Raw genomic sequence first — 21,716 nt, 5'->3', positions numbered from 1 at the left:
AAATAATATTCTATTCTGTTTATAAAAAGTAGAATTATACAATTGTTATATGAGTAAAGTTATTACGCATTCTCTTTTTACCGATTTTGACATCGATTTATTTAAAGCTGGGAAACATTTCCGCCTGTATGAAAAACTTGGTGCACATCTTATTTCAGTTGACGGAGTAGATGGCGTTTATTTTGCAGTTTGGGCTCCTACCGCTCATTCGGTATCAGTGGTTGGAGAGTTCAACTTTTGGACACAAGGCGAACATCTTTTAGAAGTTCGTTGGGATTCATCAGGTATTTGGGAAGGTTTTATTCCAAATGTCAAAAAAGGGACAACCTATAAATATAAAATACAATCTAATAACGGAGGTATTGTAACGGAGAAAGCTGATCCTTTTGCTTTTTACTGTGAAAAACCACCGCATACGGCATCAGTTGTTTGGGACTTAGAGTATAAGTGGAAAGACAAAAAGTGGATGGAGACGCGTCAAAATCATAATGGTTTGGACAAACCTTATTCCGTTTACGAAGTCCATTTAGGATCGTGGAAGCGACATACAACGGAAAATCGATTTTTGACCTATCTGGAATTTGCAGAAGATTTGGTAAACTACATTAAAGAAACCGGATTTACGCATGTTGAGTTTATGCCCATCATGGAATATCCTTATGATCCGTCTTGGGGATATCAATTAGTGGGATATTTTGCGCCAACATCCCGCTTTGGGAATCCGCAAGAGTTTATGCATTTGGTAGACAAATTACACGAAGCCGGAATTGGAGTAATTCTGGATTGGGTTCCTTCACATTTTCCGGATGATGCGCATGGTTTAGGGTTTTTTGATGGATCAAATCTTTTTGAGCATCCGGATCGTAGAAAAGGATATCATCCTGATTGGAAAAGTTTAGTTTTCAATTATGGACGAAATGAAGTTCGTTCCTTTCTAATCAGTAATGCGTTGTTTTGGTTGCATAATTATCACGCCGATGCGTTGCGTGTAGATGCTGTTGCCTCGATGTTGTATTTGGATTATTCCAGAGATGATGGCGAGTGGGAACCTAATATTTACGGTGGAAGAGAAAATTTGGATACGATCAGTTTTCTGAAAGAATTTAATGAAGCTGTTTATTCTAATTATGAAGGCGTACAAACCATCGCCGAAGAAAGCACGTCTTTCCCTATGGTTTCTAGACCTACGTCCATTGGTGGTTTAGGTTTTGGTATGAAATGGATGATGGGTTGGATGCATGATACGTTAGAATATTTTCAGAAAGACACTGTTTATAGAAAGTATCATCAAAATGATTTGACTTTCTCGATGACCTATACTTTTTCGGAGAATTTTATGCTACCACTTTCGCATGATGAAGTAGTGTACGGAAAAAAATCTATTGCAGGAAGAATGCCCGGTGATGAATGGCAGAAATTTGCGAATCTCCGATTACTCTATGGCTATATGTTTATGCATCCCGGAACTAAATTGTTGTTCATGGGAAGTGAATTTGGACAAAGTGGCGAATGGAATTTTGAAGGAAGTTTAGACTGGCATTTATTGCAATATCCTTTTCATTCCGGAGTCAAAAAATTAATAACTGATTTGAATAAACTATATAAAAATCAGCCTGCTTTACATGAAAAACAATTTAGTGCAGATGGTTTTGAATGGATCAATTACTCGGATCATCAAAATGCGGTTATGTCTTTCATACGTAAAGGAAATGATCCAAAAAATGACGTCATTGTAGTTTGTAATTTTACGCAAATAGTACGTTCTAATTATCGTATTGGTTTGCCCAAAAAAGGAAAATTGACAGAAATTTTTAATAGTGACGCTTCCAATTATGGAGGAAGCGGCGTTTCAAACGCTAAAAAAATTGCAATTGAAGCAATGCCGTACGATGGAAGAGATTATTCAACAGAATTACTTTTGCCACCTTTAAGCGTTACTGTATTTAAAATTTCATAAGTACAAAATTGTTTTTTTGTTGATTAAGAATAGATAATGGTTTTCATTTATTATGGAAACCATTATTATATAGTTTTAACTGCTAGATTGAAATACACTATAACGTTATCGTTAATAAAACTCACAAATTTAACCGTTTACAAACTAAATTTGTAAGTTTGAATTTTAGATTAAGATCAAAGTAAATACCATAAAATATGATTACAAATACAGAATTAGAATATAAAGGAGATTTATATCCTACTAAAATAGTCTCTTTTGAACATGAAGTTGATTCGATAAGTTTTCATACAGATAATAGTGTCATATTAAAAGTAACGGTTTTAAGAGATAGTTTAATTCGGTTTAGGTTTACTACAAAAGGATATTTTAGCAATGATTTTTCTTATGCAGTAGATAAAAATCATTCCCATGGGTACAATCATCTGGAAATATCAGAAGTAGCCGATTATTATCAGATTAAAACCAGTAAAGTAAAGTGCAGGATTCAAAAAAATGACATGCGATTGTCAATTTTTGATTTAGAGGACACTATTATTTTAGAAGATGAACTTGGATTTCATTGGGAAGAAAGCTATGAATATGGTGGTAATATCGTAAAAATGAGTAAAGCTTCTAAAGATGGAGAATGCTTTTACGGACTTGGCGATAAAGCAACTCAAATGAATCTTAAGGGTAAGAGACTGGAAAATTTTGCCACGGATCAGTATGCTTTTCAAAAAGACCAAGAACCTTTGTACAAAGTAGTTCCGTTTTATATTGGATTACAAAACAAACAATCGTATGGTATTTTCTTTGATAATACTTTTAGAACCTATTTTGATTTTTGTCACGAAAGAAGAAATGTAACCAGTTTTTGGGCTGAAGGAGGAGAAATGAATTATTACTTCATTTACGGTCCTGAAATGCAGGATGTGGTTACAACTTATACCCATTTGACGGGTAAACCAGAGCTACCGCCGCTTTGGGCACTTGGATATCACCAATGTAAATGGAGTTACTATCCGGAAAGTAATTTGAAAGAAGTTGCTGCCAAATTCAGAGAATTAAAAATTCCTTGTGATGCTTTGTATTTGGATATAGATTATATGGAAGGTTTTCGATGCTTCACTTGGAACAAAGAATATTTTCCTGATCCTAAAAAAATGGTGGCTGAACTTGCCGAAGATGGTTTCAAAACTGTCGTGATTATTGATCCGGGAATAAAAATCGATAAAGAATATTCAATTTATAAAGAAGCTTTAGAGAAAGATTATTTCTGTAAAAGAGCTGACGGTCCTTACATGAAAGGGAAAGTTTGGCCGGGAGAATGTAACTTTCCGGATTATACGAATCCTGTGGTAAGAGAATGGTGGGCAGGATTATTCAAAGAATTGATTTCAGATATTGGGGTAAAAGGAGTGTGGAATGATATGAACGAACCTGCCGTTATGGAAGTTCCTAATAAAACGTTTCCCATGGATGTGCGCCACGATTATGATGGAAACCCTTGCAGTCATAGGAAAGCACACAATATTTATGGTACGCAAATGGCAAGAGCAACGTATCATGGTGTGAAACGATTTGCGTATCCTAAAAGACCTTTTGTAATTACGAGATCAGCTTATGCAGGTGCGCAACGCTACACATCGTCCTGGACTGGAGATAATGTGGCTACTTGGGAACATTTATGGATAGCCAATATTCAGGTGCAACGCATGTCAATTTCGGGAATGGGTTTCACTGGATCAGATATTGGAGGATTTGCAGAACAACCTTCTGGAGAATTATACGCACGTTGGATTCAACTGGGCGTTTTCCATCCATTTTGCAGAACGCACTCTTCAGGAGATCATGGAGATCAAGAACCTTGGGCTTTTGACGAAGAGGTTATTAATATCACCAGGAAATTCGTCAATTTAAGGTATCAATTATTACCTTATTTATACACTATGTTCTGGCAATACATTGAGGAAGGAATTCCTATGTTGAAACCATTAGTTTATTATGATCAAGAAGATATTCAAACGCATTACAGAAATGATGAATTTGTTTTTGGAAATCAGATATTAGTTTGTCCAATTTTAGAACCAAATTCTTTAGGAAGAAGAATGTATATTCCTCGTGGACAATGGTATAATTATTGGTCGAATGAAAAAGTAAAAGGAGGAAAGGAAATTTGGGTAGATACTAAATTTGATCAAATTCCAATTTTTGTGAAAGCGGGAGCAATTATTCCTAAATATCCTGTACAACAATATGTGGGAGAGTTAGAATTTGATGAGCTGACTTTAGATATTTACTACAAAGAAGGAAAAGAAAAATCAGTAGTCTACGAAGATGCTCAAGATGGTTATGATTACAAAAAAGGAAGATACAGCTTCTTATCCTTTAAAACCACTGGTAAGGAAAATGAATTGATTATTCAATTGCACAAAGAAGGAAAATATGATACAAATTATTCTAAGTATAAAATTAATCTCATAGGATTACCCTTTAAAGTAAAAACGATTGAAATTGATAATGTAGAGGTGTCATTTGACAAAAACACTTTAGAGAAAGAAGGCTATTTAATTGTTGATAAGGAGTTTACGGCATTGCACATTATTGGAGAATAACAATAAAGTTGAAACTTTTATATTTAATTATGTAAACATTAAACTTTATAATACGTGTATTTTTGTTAAATATTAAATATTTAAAATTATGAAAAAGCATTTATTAATAGGGATTTTTGCAGCAGGATTGGTTTATTCTTGCGCAACTAATCCAATTACAGGGAAGAAAAGTTTAAATTTTGTTTCTAACAGTGAATTGTTTCCAACATCATTTCAACAATATGGTACTTTTTTAAAGGAAAATAAAGTAATTACCGGAACTGCAGATGCTAGAAAAGTGGAAGCAATAGGAATACGAATTAAAGCTGCAGCCGAAAAATATTTAACGTATTTAGGTCAATCACAATATTTAGCGGATTACCGTTGGGAATACAAATTGATTGATAATAAAGAAGTAAATGCTTGGTGTATGCCAGGAGGGAAAATTGTTGTTTATTCCGGAATTTTACCAGTAACATTGAATGATTCAGGTTTAGCAACTGTAATGGGTCATGAAGTTTCTCACGCCTTAGCAAATCATGGTGCGCAACGTATGAGTGCTTCTCAATTACAACAATTAGGAGCTGTAGGAGTTGCTGTAGCTACTGGAGGAAAAAGTGAACAAACCCAACAAATATGGGGTCAAGCGTATGGTATGGGTTCACAATATGGTGTAATGCTACCTTTTAGTAGGAATCACGAGACGGAAGCAGATAAAATTGGACTTACTTTAATGGCAATTGCAGGATATAATCCAGATGAATCGATTAATTTCTGGTCTAGAATGGCTGCGCAATCTTCAGGTCAAGCACCATCAGAGTTTTTTAGTACACACCCTTCTGATGCAACAAGAATTGCAAATTTGAAAGCATTAATTCCAGAATCTAAAGCTTTAGCTGCTAAAGTTGGTATTATTTACAAATAACAATTTGAAATTATAGTGTTCTTTATTGAACATCTAAATGGGCTATTCTCGAGTGAGAGTAGCCTTTTTTCGTTTTAAAATTTTACTCGTTTTAATACCTTGTAATTCATACGCTAGTTGTTACAATCAAAAAAAGTTGTTTTTTGAATTTTATCAGCGAAAATTAAATAAATTCGCAACATAAATAAATATACATGGCTGATTTACCTAAAGGAAGTAAAAAATTATTGAATGCTTGGGCTTTTTATGATTGGGCAAATTCCGTTTATACACTTACTATTGCATCTGCAGTATTCCCAATTTTTTATGAGGCTTTATTTTCTGAACGAGATCATTATATTGATGTTTTTGGTTTGCATCTAAAAAATTCCGCTTTAATTAGTTTCGTGACTGCTTTTGCATTTTTATTAGTTGCTTTTATTTCGCCGTTATTATCTGGAATTGCAGATTATGTTGGGAATAAAAAAGTATTTATGAAATTCTTTTGCTATCTGGGAGCTTTGTCTTGTATGGGATTGTATTGGTTCAATCTGGACAATATTTACCTCGGATTGGCATTTTATTTTCTAGGATTGATTGGGTATTGGGGAAGTTTAGTTTTTTATAATTCTTATTTGCCTGATATTGCTTATGTAGAGCAGCAAGATAAAATTAGTGCCAAAGGATATTCTTTGGGATATATCGGAAGTGTAATTTTATTGATTGTCAATTTAGCGATGATTATGAAGCCCAAGCTTTTTGGGATTTCTGGAACTGATGGTGAAGCAGCTATGAAAGCCATGCGATATTCCTTTGTAATGGTGGGAGTTTGGTGGATTTTATTCAGTCAGTACACCTATTATTTTTTACCAAAAGGAAATAAAAATAGTGACCGTAAAGTAACGCATCATGTTATTCTAAATGGTTTTAAAGAGTTAAAAAAGGTCTGGATTTTGTTAAAAGAAAATATTGCATTGAAACGATATTTAGGAGGTTTTTTTGTTTCAAGTATGGCTGTACAAACAGTAATGCTAGTTGCCACTTACTTTGGTGCACAAGAAATTGCTTGGTCTTCTAAAGCGGAGAGTACAACGGGTTTAATTATTTGTATCTTAATCATTCAATTAGTAGCGGTTCTTGGTGCGGTTCTAACTTCAAGGGCATCAGAAAAATTTGGTAATATTCCAACTTTGATTTTCATTAATTGTATTTGGGCTGTTTTTTGTGCACTTGCATTTTTTATTACTTTACCCATTCATTTTTATATAATGGCGTCAATTGCAGGTTTGGTAATGGGAGGAATTCAAGCTCTATCGCGTTCTACGTATTCTAAATTATTACCAGAAACGCAGGATACAGCGTCTTTTTTTAGTTTTTATGATGTTGCTGAAAAAATTGGAATCGTAATTGGAATGTTAGTCTATGGAATTATTGATCAGATTACTGGAAGCCCAAGACTTGCTATCGTATTTTTGGGAGTGTTTTTTGTAATAGCTGTTTTATTATTGAAAAGAGTGCCAAAAAAAGGTGTTTTAAATTAATAAAACACCTTGCTATAACATGCTAAATTCTAAATTAAGCTTTTGAAATAGTACCTGAGCCTGTCACTTTGGTATCTTTTTTCTTTGGATCGCCTTTGTATTCAATGTCTCCGGAACCAGAAACTCTTGCATGAAGGCTATCACTGCAGAAAACTGTATTGTCTCCTGATCCAGAAACGGTTGCTGTTACGTTTTTAGCTTTTAAGTTAGCAGCATCTATATCACCTGATCCGTTAAGATTACTGTTTAAATTTACCGCTGTACCGGTTAGTTTTAAATCTCCGGAACCACTTAAATTTGCGTCTATATCATCCGCTTCTACTTCTAAATTCAGGTCGCCAGAGCCAATTAATTTAGCTGAAAATGATTTTGATTGGATGCGATTTTTAGTCAATACATCGCCAGAACCGGTTAAAGAAACTTGATTAATACTTTCGAAAGGAACAGTTATAATAATTTCTTTCCCTTTGCTGCTGCTGATGTATTTGTTCTTTTCTGCATAAATTTTCAAAACTTTATTGACCACTTCAATTTTGATGTAAGGCAGTAAATTTTCTTCTCCTTTTACAGTTATGTTGCCTTCATTACCCGAAACTAATTCCACATCAAAAAAGCCTATTACAGCAATTTCATCGTAGGCGGATGTCGTTCTTTTTTCGGATACTAAAGTTCCATTACCATTTATTTTTGATTTTGAGGACCATTGCGCTTGAGCTATCGACGTCATTAATACTGCGCAACTGACAAATAATTGAATTGATTTTTTCATAAGTGTTGTTCTTTGGTTATTGGTTTTTAGTTAATGTTACGTTTCCATAATCTGAAATTATACTCAAATTATTAAGTCCTTTTTTCTTGTGAAAACCGCTGTATTTTTTTGAATTTGATACTTCTTCTTTAGAATCAATTTCTAAATCAGAATCATATTTAAAGGTAGCGTATTTTAAAAGCACATTAAAATCAAAGGCAAAATTAGTAGCGTATCCAATATTAATTCCGGTATATCCCGCAACTACAGTAACCGAATTTGCCTTAGCATTTATGGATTGAACGGCTAAAGAGCTATATTTTGTGTTCAGTTTTAAATAATCAAAGACTTCTCCAATTTTTATCGTCAAATAATTTCCTGTTGCGTCGAGGGTTTTTACATTTTGAATTCTGATTTTACCATATTTACTGTTGTATTTAATAGCATCACTTTGCTCAATTTCGATATCTGTGTAATCCGAAATTAAATCGAGCTTAGTTGTTTCGCTAATTTTTAGATTCGAATATTTAGCAGTAACCATTCCATTTTTTAGAAATTCAATACTCGAGTTATTGCAATATTCCATTTGAATAGTGCTGTTTCCAGACAATCTCCCCAAGGTTAATTTTCCATATTTACATTTAATATCCGCTTCTGCAAATAAATCAGTGGTATTGATATTACCGTATTTGTTATTGAGTTTTACACTTCCATTTCTGGGAATTTTTAGCATATAATTTATCTCAAAACTATTGTTTTTGCCTTGACCTTTGAAGCTGGAATTTCCTAGAATTGTTTTGGCAGAAATCATTCCTTTCAGAGCGATTATGTCAACAGCAATAGTTTCTATACGTTGGTTGACCCAATTCTCATTATCGCCACTCACTTTGATACTAATACCAAGTTCAATTTTGTCTTCGTTCCAAGTAGTTACTGAAATCGTACCGTACGAATTGTCAATCGAAAGCGTAGCGTCAGGATTTACATAATACGCTTTTTTAATATTTTTTTCTTTTGAATGCAGGAAATCATTATCGATTGCATATCCAAAAATTGGAACCAAAATAAATAAAATTAGTATTTTACATTGTTTTTTCATCAGCTATTTTTATTATTTGTTCCTTATTTTCAATATGTTGTAGTACGCTTTGCAAAAAAGAAATCCGCGTTTGAAGATTACTGATCATTGCATAAATAATCTGTTTACTTTCTCCATTAGTTTCAAGTTCCTTAATTATTTTGTCGTAATCGTTGTCCAATGTTCGCATTTGTTTGAGTGCGTCAGCGATTATTTTTTCGTTTTCAGGTGATTTTTTTTCTTTTATTTTTTCTAATTCCTTTTCAATTAAAACAGTAAAAATCGAATCCGTTTGTTTGGTTTCTTTAGACGCAAATTGCAATTCTTCCGTTTTCTTGGGTGTATTATAAATGAATGAAAGACCTAACATTAGGACGATAGAAGCAGCAATACCTATAGACACGAAGCGTTTCCACTTTGATTTTTTGGATTTTAATTTTTGTATAAATCGTTTCTCATGATTACTTTCAAGAGTCTCGATGTCCCATTGATTTTCAAATTTTTCAAATAATTGATCTAGTTTTTTATTTTCCTTTTTCATATTTCCTCTAGTTTTTTTCGCAAACAATCCTTGGCTCTGCTTAATGTAGTTCTGCAATTGGCATAACTAATGTTCAAAATTTCGCTAATTTCTTCCTGGTCGTATCCTTCTATGTAAAATAGCGTTAAAACCATTCGGTAATTGTATTTCAAAGAGTTGATAACCTCTAAAATCTGTTTTACTTTTAACTCATTGAAATGTGTACTATCAGTTAAAGTGGATTCCTTTTCCTCAATTTTATACAATGTTGTATCAAAATCCTCCAATTTAAATTGATTGTTTTTCTTGTAAAAATCAATACTGCAATTCACCACAATTCGTTTTAGCCAAGCGCCAAAAGCTACTTCTTGTTTATAATCTTCTATACGACTGAATGCTTTCAAGAAACTCTCCTGCATCACATCCTCAGCAAAATGGCTGTCTTTTACAATTCTATGCGAGACATTATACATGGCTTTTGCATAGCGATTGTAAATTTCGCATTGTGCTTTTTGATTTTTTTGCTTGCAGAGCAAAATCAATTCTTCTATATTGTATTGGTTTACATTCAAACAGCTGCTTGTAATTTAGTATAAAGACTTGTTATTTTTTTCATTGTTACATTTTTATAAAAATAAAACTAAAATTTTCATTTTATTGTTCCTGAGTTATTAATTTGTAGCTGTTTTAATAGCCTGTATTTTTACTTTCTGATTAAAAATTGGTTAAAGATAGTTTGTTTTGGCACAAAGATTGACTCTTTTACCGTCATGCAAATTTTGAGGATTAAACAATGCTTTTATATTAAAAGACTATTTTGAAACCTTATATTTGCTTCAAGAATAATTTTTTTAATGACAAAAAGACTTAAATAATATATGTCAAATCATAAAATACTTACTATTGACAATCTGTCACTTCAGGAATTTGATTCGGAAGCAGATTTAATTCCACTTTTGACTCCCGAGGATGAGGAGGAAATGAATAATGAGGCATTACCTGAATTATTAGCGATCTTGCCATTGCGAAATATGGTTTTATTTCCTGGAGTTGTAATACCAATTACTGCAGGACGTGATAAATCAATCAAATTGATTAATGACGCCAATGCAGCTGGAAAAACAATTGGTGTCGTTGCTCAAATCAACGAGGAAGATGAAGATCCAACGAAAGATGATATTCATAAAATAGGTACTGTTGCTCGAATTTTACGTGTGCTAAAAATGCCTGATGGCAATATTACTGTAATTCTTCAAGGTAAAAAGCGTTTCGAAATTGACGATATCGTTGAAGAATCTCCATATTTAACTGCAAAAATCAAAGAGGTTCCTGAAAAGCGACCGAAAAAAAATGATACCGAGTTTGTAGCTATTCTGGATTCCGTGAAAGAATTAGCGATTCAAATTATCAAAGAAAGTCCAAACATTCCTAGCGAAGCAACCTTTGCTATCAAAAATATCGAAAGTCAATCTTTCTTGATCAATTTTGTTACTTCAAACATGAATTTATCAGTTAAAGAGAAACAAGATTTACTAGCGATTAATGAATTAAAAGAGAGAGCTTTAGAGACGTTGCGTTATATGAATATTGAGTTGCAAAAACTCGAATTGAAAAATGATATTCAATCTAAAGTTCGTTTTGATTTAGACCAACAACAACGAGAATATTTCCTGCACCAGCAGATGAAAACCATTCAAGAAGAGCTGGGTGGTGTTTCTCAAGAAGAGGAAATAGAGGAAATGGTACAGAAGTCTCTAACCAAGAAATGGGATGAGAAAACTAAAAAGCATTTTGATAAAGAATTGTCAAAAATGCGTCGTATGAATCCGCAAGCGCCTGATTTTGGAATTCAAAGAAACTATTTAGAGTTGTTCTTAGAATTGCCTTGGAACGAGTATTCTAAAGATATTTTTGACTTGAAACGTGCTCAAAAAATATTAGATAGAGATCATTTTGGGCTTGAAGATGTGAAGAAAAGAATGATTGAACATTTGGCAGTTTTAAAATTGCGTAATGATATGAAATCGCCTATTATTTGCTTGACAGGACCTCCTGGAGTTGGTAAAACTTCTATTGGTCGTTCTATTGCAGAGGCTTTAGGTAGAGAATATGTGCGTATTTCATTAGGTGGTTTGCGCGATGAATCAGAGATTCGTGGACACAGAAAAACCTATATTGGTGCTATGCCGGGGCGTATTATTCAAAGTTTGAAAAAAGCAGGAACATCAAATCCAGTTTTTGTTTTGGATGAAATCGACAAATTATCAAACAGTAATCAAGGTGATCCTTCATCGGCATTATTGGAAGTTTTAGATCCGGAACAAAACAATTCTTTTTATGATAATTTCCTTGAAATGGGATATGATTTATCTAAAGTGATGTTTATTGCGACTTCTAATAATATGGGTGCAATTCAACCTGCGTTGAAAGACCGAATGGAAATCATCAAAATGTCAGGTTACACCATTGAAGAAAAGGTAGAAATTGCGCGTCAGCATTTGTTTCCAAGACAATTGAAAGAACATGGTTTAACGACCAAACATTTAACCATTGGAAAAAAACAATTAGAAAAAATTGTTGAAGGATATACCCGTGAATCTGGTGTTCGTGGTTTGGAAGCTAAAATTGCTCAAGTAATCCGTAATGCAGCTAAATCAGTTGCGATGGAAGAAGAATATAACAAAAAAGTTACGGACGAAGATATTATAAAAACGCTTGGTGTTCCAAGATTAGAAAGAGACAAATACGAGAACAATGATGTTGCCGGTGTGGTAACTGGTTTGGCTTGGACTTCTGTTGGTGGTGATATTCTATTTATCGAATCGTTGCTTTCTCCTGGAAAAGGAATTATGACTATTACCGGAAATTTAGGTACAGTCATGAAAGAATCGGCTACCATCGCTTTAGAATATATTAAAGCCAATGCAAAACTTTTAGGATTGGATTCAGAAATTCTTTCTAAATATAATATTCACTTGCACGTTCCGGAGGGAGCTACTCCAAAAGACGGTCCAAGTGCTGGTATTGCGATGTTGACGTCTTTAGTTTCATTGTTTACACAAAAACGTGTCAAGAAAAACTTAGCGATGACAGGAGAAATCACGTTGCGTGGAAAAGTGTTGCCAGTAGGCGGAATCAAAGAAAAAATATTGGCAGCCAAAAGAGCGAATATTAAAGAAATTATTCTGTGTCATGAAAATAAGAGTGATATTGATGAAATAAAACCAGAGTATCTAGAAGGACTTTCTTTTCATTATGTGAAGGAAATGAGCGAAGTATTAAAATTTGCTTTAACCGATCAGAAAGTAAAAAACGCTAAGGATTTGTAATAAATTACAACTTCTAAATCATAATAGTCCAAATTTCAAAACTTGATTTTCAAGAGATGGAATTTGGATTTTTTATTTGCAATTACGAGTTTCAAAGTTGCCATTTATTGTATTTATAATTTTATCTTCGCAGTTGCGTTTTTATTTTACACCAACTGCAATTTAAAGCATGTTAAAAAAACTTCTACTATACTGTTTCCTGATTATTTGTGCTGTTTCTTACAGTCAAATAGGAGGAAAGTATACCTATCAGTTTTTGAATTTAGTCACTTCGCCTCGACAGGCAGCCTTGGGAGGAAAAGTAATTACAATCTATGATGATGATGTCAATCAAGCTCATTTTAATCCCGCAACCATAAACGCAGAAATGGACAACCATCTGGCTTTGAATTATGGAAGTTATTTTGGGGAAGTTACATATGGAACTGCTTCATATGCGTATACTTATGACCGCCATTTGCAAACTTTTCAGGCTGGTGTAAATTATGTAAACTACGGTAATTTTGAAGGTTTTGATGAAAATGGTCAGCCTACATCTGCATTTACAGGAAGCGAAATAGCGCTGTCATTAGGATATGCTTACAATATTCCTTACACTGATATTCATATAGGAGCGAGTGCAAAACTGATTTCTTCCAGTTTGGAAAGCTATCATTCTTTTGGCGGAGCTTTAGACATTGGCGCTTTGTTTATTGATGAAAAAAACGATGTAAACTGGGCGTTGGCAATTCGAAATATTGGAACTCAGTTTTCAACTTATAATGGTGTTCGTGAAAAACTACCAATCGAAATTATTGCTGGAGTTTCGCAAGAATTAGAAAACGTTCCTATTCGGTGGCATCTTACTTTAGAAAATTTACAGCAATGGAATATCGCTTTTTCAAATCCAGTAAGAGGATCATCCTCCTTTAATGGGGAATCGACCGAAGAAAAAGTATCATTTGTAAATAACGCACTGCGACATGTGATTGTAGGCGTTGAACTCTTTCCTAAAAAAGCATTCAATTTGCGATTGGGATATAATTTTAGAAGAGCAGAGGAATTACGGTTAGAAGAGCAGCGCAATTTTTCCGGAGTTTCATTGGGTTTCGGACTCAAATTAAACAAACTGAAATTCAATTATTCGTATTCCAGATATACATTAGCTGGAAATACAAGCTTATTTGGACTGACGATTAATTTCCAGTAAAAATTTTGACATAAAAAAGAACTTTAAATTTTATATTTTGAATAAAAAAATTACTATCGCCATTGACGGTTTTTCCTCTACAGGAAAAAGTACTTTAGCAAAACAACTCGCCAATCATTTGGGATATGTGTATGTAGATACGGGAGCGATGTACCGTGCCGTGACATTTTTTGCGATGCAAAACGGCTACATAAATGCGGATTATTTTGATATACAAACATTGATAAACAGCTTGCCAAATATAAAATTGCACTTCAAATTTAATTCAGTTTTGGGTTTTGGCGAAATGTATTTAAATGATGTGAACGTTGAAACCGAAATTAGAACGATTGAAGTTTCTAGTTTTGTCAGCAAAGTAGCTGAAGTTTCTGAAGTTCGAGCCAAATTAGTGGAACAACAGAAAGAAATGGGAAAAGACAAAGGAATTGTTATGGACGGAAGGGATATTGGTACGGTCGTTTTTCCCAATGCTGAGCTCAAAATTTTCATGACCGCCAGTGCAACCACAAGAGCAAAAAGGCGTTATGATGAATTGGTAGCAAAAGGTGACCCCGTGACATTTGAGGAAGTTTTGGCAAATGTTGAAGAGCGAGATCACATTGATACACATCGGGAGGATTCTCCTTTAGTGATGGCAGACGATGCGATTGAAATTGATAATTCCCATTTGAATCGTGAGGAACAATTTGAGCTTGTTTTAGAATTGGTAAATGAAATTACTAAAGCGATATAATTATTTGCAGATTTCATTTTTAATAGTAGATTTACGCCTTGCTAATTTTTTTAAAAAAAAAATAAAAAACAATTCATCTCATGGGAATTAAAAATAGATTGGTAATAATGAGCTTTCTTCAGTTTTTTGTTTGGGGAGCTTGGTTGATTACCATTGCAAATTATTGGTTTGGCACCAAGAATTGGGAAGGAACTCAGTTTGGATTAGTTTTTGGAACGATGGGAATTGCTTCCTTATTTATGCCTACACTTACTGGAATTATCGCTGACAGATGGGTAAATGCGGAGAAATTATATGGAATTCTTCATATTTTATATGCTGCGGTTCTGTTCTACATTCCACAAGTATCCACTCCTGAAACTTTTATTTACATTATGCTTTTGGCCATGTGTTTTTATATGCCAACGATTGCTTTGAGCAATTCTATATCATATACCGCATTAAAATTAAACAATAAAGATGTAATCAAAAATTTTCCGCCTATTCGGGTGTGGGGAACGATCGGTTTTATTGTAGCCATGTGGATTACTAATTTAACGGGAAATAAAGCAACAGAATATCAGTTTTACATAGCAGGTTTAGCCGCTGTGGTATTGGGAATTTATTCTTTTTCTTTACCAGAATGTAAGCCACAACGTTTATCAAAGGAAAATGCGTCGCTAATGGAAACATTAGGATTAGAGTCTTTCAAGTTATTCGCCGATTATAAAATGGCTTTATTTTTTGTTTTCTCTATGTTTTTAGGAGGGGCGCTACAATTAACAAATGCATACGGAGATGTTTTCTTGGATGAATTTAAACATTTTCCAAAATATGCAGATTCTTTCGTAGTGGAATATTCAACCATTATCATGTCCATTTCTCAAATTTCTGAGACTTTGTTTATTCTTGCGATTCCTTTTTTTTTAAGACGTTTTGGTATCAAACAAGTGATGTTGATTAGTATGCTGGCTTGGGTATTGCGTTTTGGATTATTTGCTTACGGAAATCCAACAAGCGGATTGTGGATGATTATTATGTCTTGTGTGGTGTACGGAATGGCATTTGATTTCTTTAATATCTCTGGATCATTATTTGTAGAAACGAATACAGATTCAAAAAATCGTTCTTCGGCGCAAGGTTTGTTTATGATGATGACCAATGGTTTTGGTGCCGTTTTAGGGAGTTTTACTTCAGGATGGGCAATTGATAAATATTTCACTAAATCATTTAGTAACACTACAGATTTAGCTGGTTTTCTGGAAACAGAAACGACAAATTCAAAAATGTTAGAATTTGTTTCTGGTCAAGGGAATACGATAGGAGCTGATGGATTGTTCAGCAAAGTAATTTTAATGAAAGACTGGCATACAATTTGGCTGGCTTTTGCAATTTATGCGTTGGTGATTGCAGTAGCCTTTGCGGTACTGTTCAAACACAAACACAATCCTTTGGATGTTGAAAATATAAGTCATTAAAAAGTGACAGGAAAATAAATAGAACCCGATAACTGAAAAATAGGTATCGGGTTTTTTTGTGTTGAAAAACCAATTGAAGTATAATAGCCCCGAGTGAAGCGGCATCCCACGCTTTTGGGCGTGGATACAGCGGAAAGCGGGAAAAGAGGTCTTGAAAATCGCAAAATGTCTGCTCCTAATAATCAACGTATTATCATACTATAAATATTTTGCTATTTAAGATAATTGTGTTACTTTTGCAGTCCTTTAGGTGAATAAGAGTTTCCTTTGGGGTTCAATTAATTATACAAACAACTTCTGCTGTTTTCTAACACATCAAGAAACTCGAGAGAATACAGAATACAAATTTTTAATCAGCATGTCTGAACAAGTAAAATCACAAGAAGAGTTTTTAGCAAATTTTAACTGGCACAATTTCGAAGAAGGTATTGATGCTGTTGATGAGAAAAACTTATTAGAATTCGAAGAACTAGTTTCAAAAACATTTATCGCTACAGATCAAGAAGAAGTGGTTGATGGTACAGTTGTTAGAATTACAGATAGAGACGTTATCGTTGATATCAACGCAAAATCGGAAGGTGTTATTTCATTGAACGAATTCCGTTACAACCCAAACTTAAAAGTAGGTGATACTGTTGAAGTATTAATTGACATCCGTGAGGACAAAACGGGTCAATTAGTATTATCTCACAGAAAAGCACGTACTATCAAATCATGGGATAGAGTTATTTCGGCTAACGAAACAGGAGAAATCGTTAATGGTTTTGTAAAATGCAGAACTAAAGGTGGTATGATTGTGGACGTTTTCGGAATTGAAGCTTTCTTACCAGGATCTCAAATTGATGTTAAGCCAATTAGAGATTACGATGTATATGTAAACAAAATGATGGAATTTAAAGTTGTGAAAATCAACCACGAATTCAAAAATGTTGTTGTATCGCATAAAGCGCTTATTGAAGCGGATATCGAAATCCAGAAAAAAGAAATCATCGGTCAATTACAAAAAGGACAAGTATTAGAAGGTGTTGTTAAAAACATTACTTCTTATGGTGTCTTTATTGACTTAGGTGGAGTTGATGGATTGATTCACATTACTGACCTTTCTTGGTCTAGAATCAACCACCCATCTGAAGTTCTTGAATTAGATCAAAAATTAAATGTTGTAATCCTTGATTTCGATGATGAGAAAACAAGAATTCAATTAGGATTGAAACAATTAAACGCTCACCCTTGGGATGCTCTAGATGCTAAATTAGCTATTGGAGACAAAGTAAAAGGTAAAGTAGTTGTAATCGCTGATTACGGTGCTTTCATCGAAGTTGCTGAAGGTGTTGAAGGTTTAATACACGTTTCTGAAATGTCTTGGTCTACTCATTTACGTTCTGCTCAAGATTTCGTAAAAGTAGGTGATGTTGTTGAAGCAGTTATCTTAACTTTAGATAGAGATGACCGTAAAATGTCATTAGGTATCAAACAATTGTCTCAAGATCCTTGGACTGATATCACTTCTAAATATCCTGTAGGTTCTAAACATTCAGGTATCGTTAGAAACTTTACAAACTTTGGTATTTTCGTAGAATTAGAAGAAGGAATTGATGGATTAATTTACATCTCTGACTTATCTTGGACTAAGAAAATCAAACATCCATCTGAATTTGTAAATGTTGGTGAAAAATTAGACGTAGTAGTATTAGAATTAGATGTTGATGGACGTAAATTATCTTTAGGTCACAAACAAACTACTGCTAATCCTTGGGATCAGTATGAAGGTTCTTTCGCTGTAGGAACGATCCACAACGGTGAAATTTCTGAAATCGTTGACAAAGGAGCTACTGTAGAATTCGGAGATGATATCGTTGCTTTCATTCCTACTCGTCACCTTGAAAAAGAAGACGGTAAGAAATTGAAAAAAGGAGAATCAGCTGATTTCAAAGTAATCGAATTTAATAAAGAATTCAAAAGAGTAGTTGCCTCTCACACTGCTATCTTCCGTGAAGAAGAAGAGAAAAATGTGAAAACTGCAACTGAAAATACTTCATCTGCATCATCTACAAATGCACCAGCTGCAACTTTAGGAGACAACAATGATGTTTTAGCAGCATTGAAAGCTAAAATGGAAAAATCAGAGAAAAAATAATTTCTTGAAATTTTTTAAATAGAGAAAGCCTCACAGCAATGTGAGGCTTTTTTTTGCTTTATAAATTGATGTTTTAATATTTAGGAGCATCATAATTGATTTTTCAATTCACTATTCCTCCCGCTTTTCGCAGTATCTTTTTATTGTGCAGCACATTTATCTTGTATTTGAAACTTTCAAAAGCACAATAAAAAGGATACTTACTTCAATCGGGGCTATTTTACACGTTAAATTCTTATAGAAATATAAAAAAATATTTGGCTTTAATTTATTGTAAATCAGTAATTTATAAAATACTTTCTTTTTTTTAAAACCAAAAGCAATTGTAGTGCGTAAATGACTTTATATAACTTAAAAAAACAGATTTTATGAAAACTAGAAAATTTTTATCGATTGCATTATTTGCATTAGTATTTGGAGTAACTTCTTTTGCTCAAAAAACAGTAATGGTTGGTGGAGCTGCTATGTATCCGTCTAAAAACATTGTTGAAAATGCTGTAAACTCAAAAGACCATACCACTTTAGTAGCAGCAGTTACAGCAGCTGGTTTAGTTGAAACATTACAAAGTAAAGGACCATTCACCGTTTTTGCTCCAACAAATGCAGCATTTGATAAATTGCCAGCTGGAACTGTAACTACCTTGTTAAAGCCAGAAAACTTAAAAATGTTACAAACTATACTTACGTATCATGTTGTTGCAGGAAAAATGAATGCCTCCGATATAGCAAAAGCTATTAAAATGGGCAATGGAAAAGCAACAATGAAAACAGTAAGTGGTGGAACTTTGACTGCTTGGATGAAAGGGAAAGACTTATATATTACTGATGAGAATGGTGGAAAATCTAAAGTCACAATTGCAGATGTAAACCAATCAAATGGTGTGATTCACGTAATTAATGCTGTAGTATTACCTAAACAATAACTTTTAGAATTAGAGGTTGATATTTTGTTAGTCTTAAGAGCCTCGCTAAATGCGGGGTTTTTTTGTATAAAAAAATCCCAATTCTAATTTTAGAATTGGGATTTTATATGTTTTATAAAGTTACTAGCGTAAGCTGGCTCCAAGTTCAGTTTCAAAATTCTTTTGCAACTTGCTCATAATTTTATCAATTTGAACATCAGTTAGTGTTTTTGAATTGTCCTGAATAGTGAAACTCAACGCATACGATTTTTTGCCTTCTGGAAGATTTTGTCCTTCATACACATCAAATAAATTAATGTCTTTTAACAATGTTTTCTCCGTTTGACAGGCAATACTGTAAATACGATCATAAGTTACACTTTGGTCAATCAATAAAGCCAAATCTCTGCGAACTTCTGGATATTTAGGAATTTCAGTGTATTTTATTTTGCTTGAAAGTAATTTCAAAATTAAGTTCCAATTAAAATCTGCATAAAACACTTCTTGTTTGATTCCAAAATGTTTTAAAATTGATTTTTTTACTACTCCTAATTCTACTAGAATTTCGTTTCCAACGCTAATTGCAATCCCTTCAGAAAATACATCAGAAGTAACTGGTACATTTTGTGTTTTTTGAATTCCTAAACGAGAAAGAATTCCATTGGTAAACCCTTTAAATAAAAAGAAATCGGAAGGTTTTTGAGTTGCTGTCCAGTTTTCCTGATTTCTGCTACCAGTAAGGAATAAGCTTAAATGCTTTTTTTCTTCGTAACCAGCAAGGTAGTTATGGTATGTTTTTCCAAATTCGAATAATTTCAAATCGGCATTTTTACGATTGATATTATACGATACGGCTTCTAATCCTGAAAATAGCAAGGACTGTCGCATTGTAGACAAATCAGCACTTAAGGGATTTAACATTGTCACATTGTTTGTTGGATTCAAATCCTCTGAAAGTCCAACGTAAGATGCAGTAGTTAATGAATTTGCCATCATTTCATTGAATCCCTGAGAATTTAATTGTGTGGCAATCACATTTTGTATTTTGTAATCTTCGTTTCTAGGCGAATTAGAAACCGTGGCATGTAGTTTTTTAGAAAAATTAATGTTGTTGTAGCCATAAACTCTTAATATTTCCTCTATAACATCTATTTCTCTTTGTACATCAACGCGGTATGCAGGAATTGTTAATCCCAAACCAGCATCTGAGACGCTATTTACTTTGATATCTAAAGAAACTAATATTTTTTTTATCGTATCTTTTTGTAATTCTTCTCCAATAATTTTTGCGACTTTACTAAAGTTTAAGAAAACGCTAAAATCTTCTATTTTTTTTGGATATACATTAAAAACGTCAGATGTAATTTCTCCACCTGCTACTTCTTGTATTAATAACGCAGCACGTTTTAAGGCATATTCTGTAATAGTAGGGTCAATTCCTCTTTCAAAACGAAAAGAAGCATCGGTGTTTAGCTGGTGTCTTTTAGCTGTTTTACGTATACTCACAGGATTAAAATAGGCGCTTTCCAAGAAAATAGAGCTCGTATTTTCAGAAACACTCGATTTTTTACCACCAAAAACACCGGCAATGCATAAAGGTCCTTTTTCGTCACAAATCATTAAATCTTCTTCGTGTAAAGTTCTCTCCACATCATCAAGGGTAGTGAACTTCGTTCCAGCAGGAAGCGTTTGTACAATTATTTTACCATTAATTTTTGCAGCATCAAACGCATGAAGTGGTTGTCCTAATTCATGCAAAACATAATTAGTAACATCGACAATATTATTTTTTGGATTTAATCCAATTGCTTTCAATCTGTTTTGCAACCAGGCAGGAGATGTTTTGACTTCGATCCCTGAAATAGTTACACCGCAATAACGAGGGGCAAGTTTTGGTTCTTTTACATCTATGTCAATTTTCAAAGTTCTTTTATCTACTCTAAAATTACTAACGGATGGGGTGATTAATTCTACGTTTACACCACTCTGTAAAAGTCCAGCTCTCAAATCTCTAGCTGTTCCTAAGTGACTCATGGCATCAGCACGATTGGGTGTAAGTCCAATTTCAAAAACTTCATCATTTTCAATTTTAAATACGGTTGAAGCAGGGGTTCCCGGCACTAATGCATCGTCTAAAATCATAATACCGTCATGGCTTTCACCTAGACCAATTTCATCTTCTGCACAAATCATTCCGTGGCTTTCCTGTCCTCGTATTTTACCTTTTTTTATCGAAAAAGCAACTCCCGCTGCGTCGTATAATGTAGTTCCAATAGTAGCGACCGGTACTTTTTGACCTGCTGCAACATTATTGGCTCCACAAACAATTTGCACATGAACACCGTTGCCTAAATCTACGGTGGTTATTTTTAGTCTGTCCGCATCGGGATGTTGGACGCAGGTGAGAACATGCCCTACAACAATACCTTCTAATCCACCTTTTACGGATTGGTATTTTTCTACTATTTCTACTTCCAGACCTAAATCTGTAAGTAATGCAGCAGTTTCATCGGATTTCCAGTCTATTTTGATGAATTGTTTTAACCAGTTGTAAGATATTTTCATTTTGTGTTTTTTTCAAGATTGCAAATATAAGGATTGCAGGTTGGAGTAAGAAACAATTTTTTTTGTTTTTTATAATTGAT

The 21,716-nt window shown here is 33.7% G+C and carries 15 protein-coding genes; 10 read left to right on the top strand and 5 right to left on the bottom strand.

The window, feature by feature from the left end; translation table 11 throughout:
- The first annotated feature begins 49 nt into the window (after positions 1 to 49).
- From glgB to E0F91_RS11260, 4 genes are all read left to right on the top strand, one after another.
- A complete protein-coding gene (gene glgB, locus E0F91_RS11275; protein WP_132066639.1) occupies positions 50 to 1,957 on the top strand; it encodes a 1,4-alpha-glucan branching protein GlgB in 1,908 nt (635 codons plus the stop codon).
- 197 nt (positions 1,958 to 2,154) lie between these two features.
- Positions 2,155 to 4,554, top strand: a complete 2,400-nt coding sequence (locus tag E0F91_RS11270; protein WP_132066638.1) for a glycoside hydrolase family 31 protein — start codon at positions 2,155 to 2,157, stop codon at positions 4,552 to 4,554.
- An 88-nt stretch (positions 4,555 to 4,642) separates the two neighbouring features.
- On the top strand, positions 4,643 to 5,458 hold the full coding sequence (locus tag E0F91_RS11265) for a M48 family metallopeptidase (protein WP_132066637.1): 816 nt from the start codon (positions 4,643 to 4,645) through the stop codon (positions 5,456 to 5,458).
- Positions 5,459 to 5,652: 194 nt separating this feature from the next.
- Positions 5,653 to 6,978 (top strand): MFS transporter, encoded by a 1,326-nt coding sequence (locus E0F91_RS11260; protein ID WP_132066636.1) that lies wholly within the window; start codon positions 5,653 to 5,655, stop codon positions 6,976 to 6,978.
- A 34-nt stretch (positions 6,979 to 7,012) separates the two neighbouring features.
- On the opposite strand, the gene E0F91_RS11255 is transcribed toward E0F91_RS11260, so the two are convergent.
- The 4 genes from E0F91_RS11255 to E0F91_RS11240 are packed head-to-tail and all read right to left on the bottom strand — an operon-like array spanning position 7,013 to position 9,896.
- Complete coding sequence (locus E0F91_RS11255) at positions 7,013 to 7,747, bottom strand: head GIN domain-containing protein (protein ID WP_132066635.1); 735 nt, start codon at positions 7,745 to 7,747, stop codon at positions 7,013 to 7,015.
- Between the two features lie 16 nt (positions 7,748 to 7,763).
- Positions 7,764 to 8,825, bottom strand: a complete 1,062-nt coding sequence (locus E0F91_RS11250; protein ID WP_132066634.1) for a hypothetical protein — start codon at positions 8,823 to 8,825, stop codon at positions 7,764 to 7,766.
- Positions 8,809 to 9,345, bottom strand: a complete 537-nt coding sequence (locus tag E0F91_RS11245) for an anti-sigma factor (protein ID WP_132066633.1) — start codon at positions 9,343 to 9,345, stop codon at positions 8,809 to 8,811. Before E0F91_RS11245 ends, E0F91_RS11250 begins: the two co-directional genes overlap by 17 nt.
- Positions 9,342 to 9,896, bottom strand: coding sequence for an RNA polymerase sigma factor (locus E0F91_RS11240; RefSeq protein WP_132066632.1), 555 nt, complete (start codon positions 9,894 to 9,896; stop codon positions 9,342 to 9,344). The genes E0F91_RS11245 and E0F91_RS11240 overlap by 4 nt, the downstream gene beginning before the upstream one ends.
- A 306-nt stretch (positions 9,897 to 10,202) precedes the next feature.
- Here E0F91_RS11240 and lon point away from each other — a divergent pair, with 306 nt between their 5' ends.
- The 6 genes from lon (at position 10,203) to E0F91_RS11210 (ending at position 19,092) form a co-directional block, all read left to right on the top strand.
- Positions 10,203 to 12,653 (top strand): endopeptidase La, encoded by a 2,451-nt coding sequence (gene lon, locus E0F91_RS11235; protein WP_132066631.1) that lies wholly within the window; start codon positions 10,203 to 10,205, stop codon positions 12,651 to 12,653.
- A 169-nt stretch (positions 12,654 to 12,822) separates the two neighbouring features.
- Complete coding sequence (gene porQ / locus E0F91_RS11230) at positions 12,823 to 13,842, top strand: type IX secretion system protein PorQ (RefSeq protein ID WP_132066630.1); 1,020 nt, start codon at positions 12,823 to 12,825, stop codon at positions 13,840 to 13,842.
- Positions 13,843 to 13,879: 37 nt separating this feature from the next.
- Positions 13,880 to 14,575, top strand: a complete 696-nt coding sequence (gene cmk, locus E0F91_RS11225) for a (d)CMP kinase (protein ID WP_132066629.1) — start codon at positions 13,880 to 13,882, stop codon at positions 14,573 to 14,575.
- An 80-nt stretch (positions 14,576 to 14,655) separates the two neighbouring features.
- Complete coding sequence (locus E0F91_RS11220) at positions 14,656 to 16,032, top strand: nucleoside permease (RefSeq protein ID WP_132066628.1); 1,377 nt, start codon at positions 14,656 to 14,658, stop codon at positions 16,030 to 16,032.
- 358 nt (positions 16,033 to 16,390) lie between these two features.
- Positions 16,391 to 18,169 (top strand): 30S ribosomal protein S1, encoded by a 1,779-nt coding sequence (gene rpsA, locus E0F91_RS11215; protein ID WP_132066627.1) that lies wholly within the window; start codon positions 16,391 to 16,393, stop codon positions 18,167 to 18,169.
- Between the two features lie 368 nt (positions 18,170 to 18,537).
- Positions 18,538 to 19,092 (top strand): fasciclin domain-containing protein, encoded by a 555-nt coding sequence (locus E0F91_RS11210; RefSeq protein ID WP_132066626.1) that lies wholly within the window; start codon positions 18,538 to 18,540, stop codon positions 19,090 to 19,092.
- A 123-nt stretch (positions 19,093 to 19,215) separates the two neighbouring features.
- Here the strand turns inward: E0F91_RS11210 and pheT are convergent, their stop codons facing one another.
- Entirely contained in the window at positions 19,216 to 21,636 is a 2,421-nt protein-coding gene (gene pheT / locus E0F91_RS11205) for a phenylalanine--tRNA ligase subunit beta (protein ID WP_132066625.1), read from the bottom strand.
- Between the last annotated feature and the right edge of the window lie 80 nt (positions 21,637 to 21,716).

This window comes from Flavobacterium sandaracinum (assembly GCF_004349135.1).
Lineage (GTDB): Bacteria > Bacteroidota > Bacteroidia > Flavobacteriales > Flavobacteriaceae > Flavobacterium > Flavobacterium sandaracinum.
Note: the sequence above shows the minus strand (reverse complement) of the source record. Positions and strands in the feature narration are given on the sequence as shown.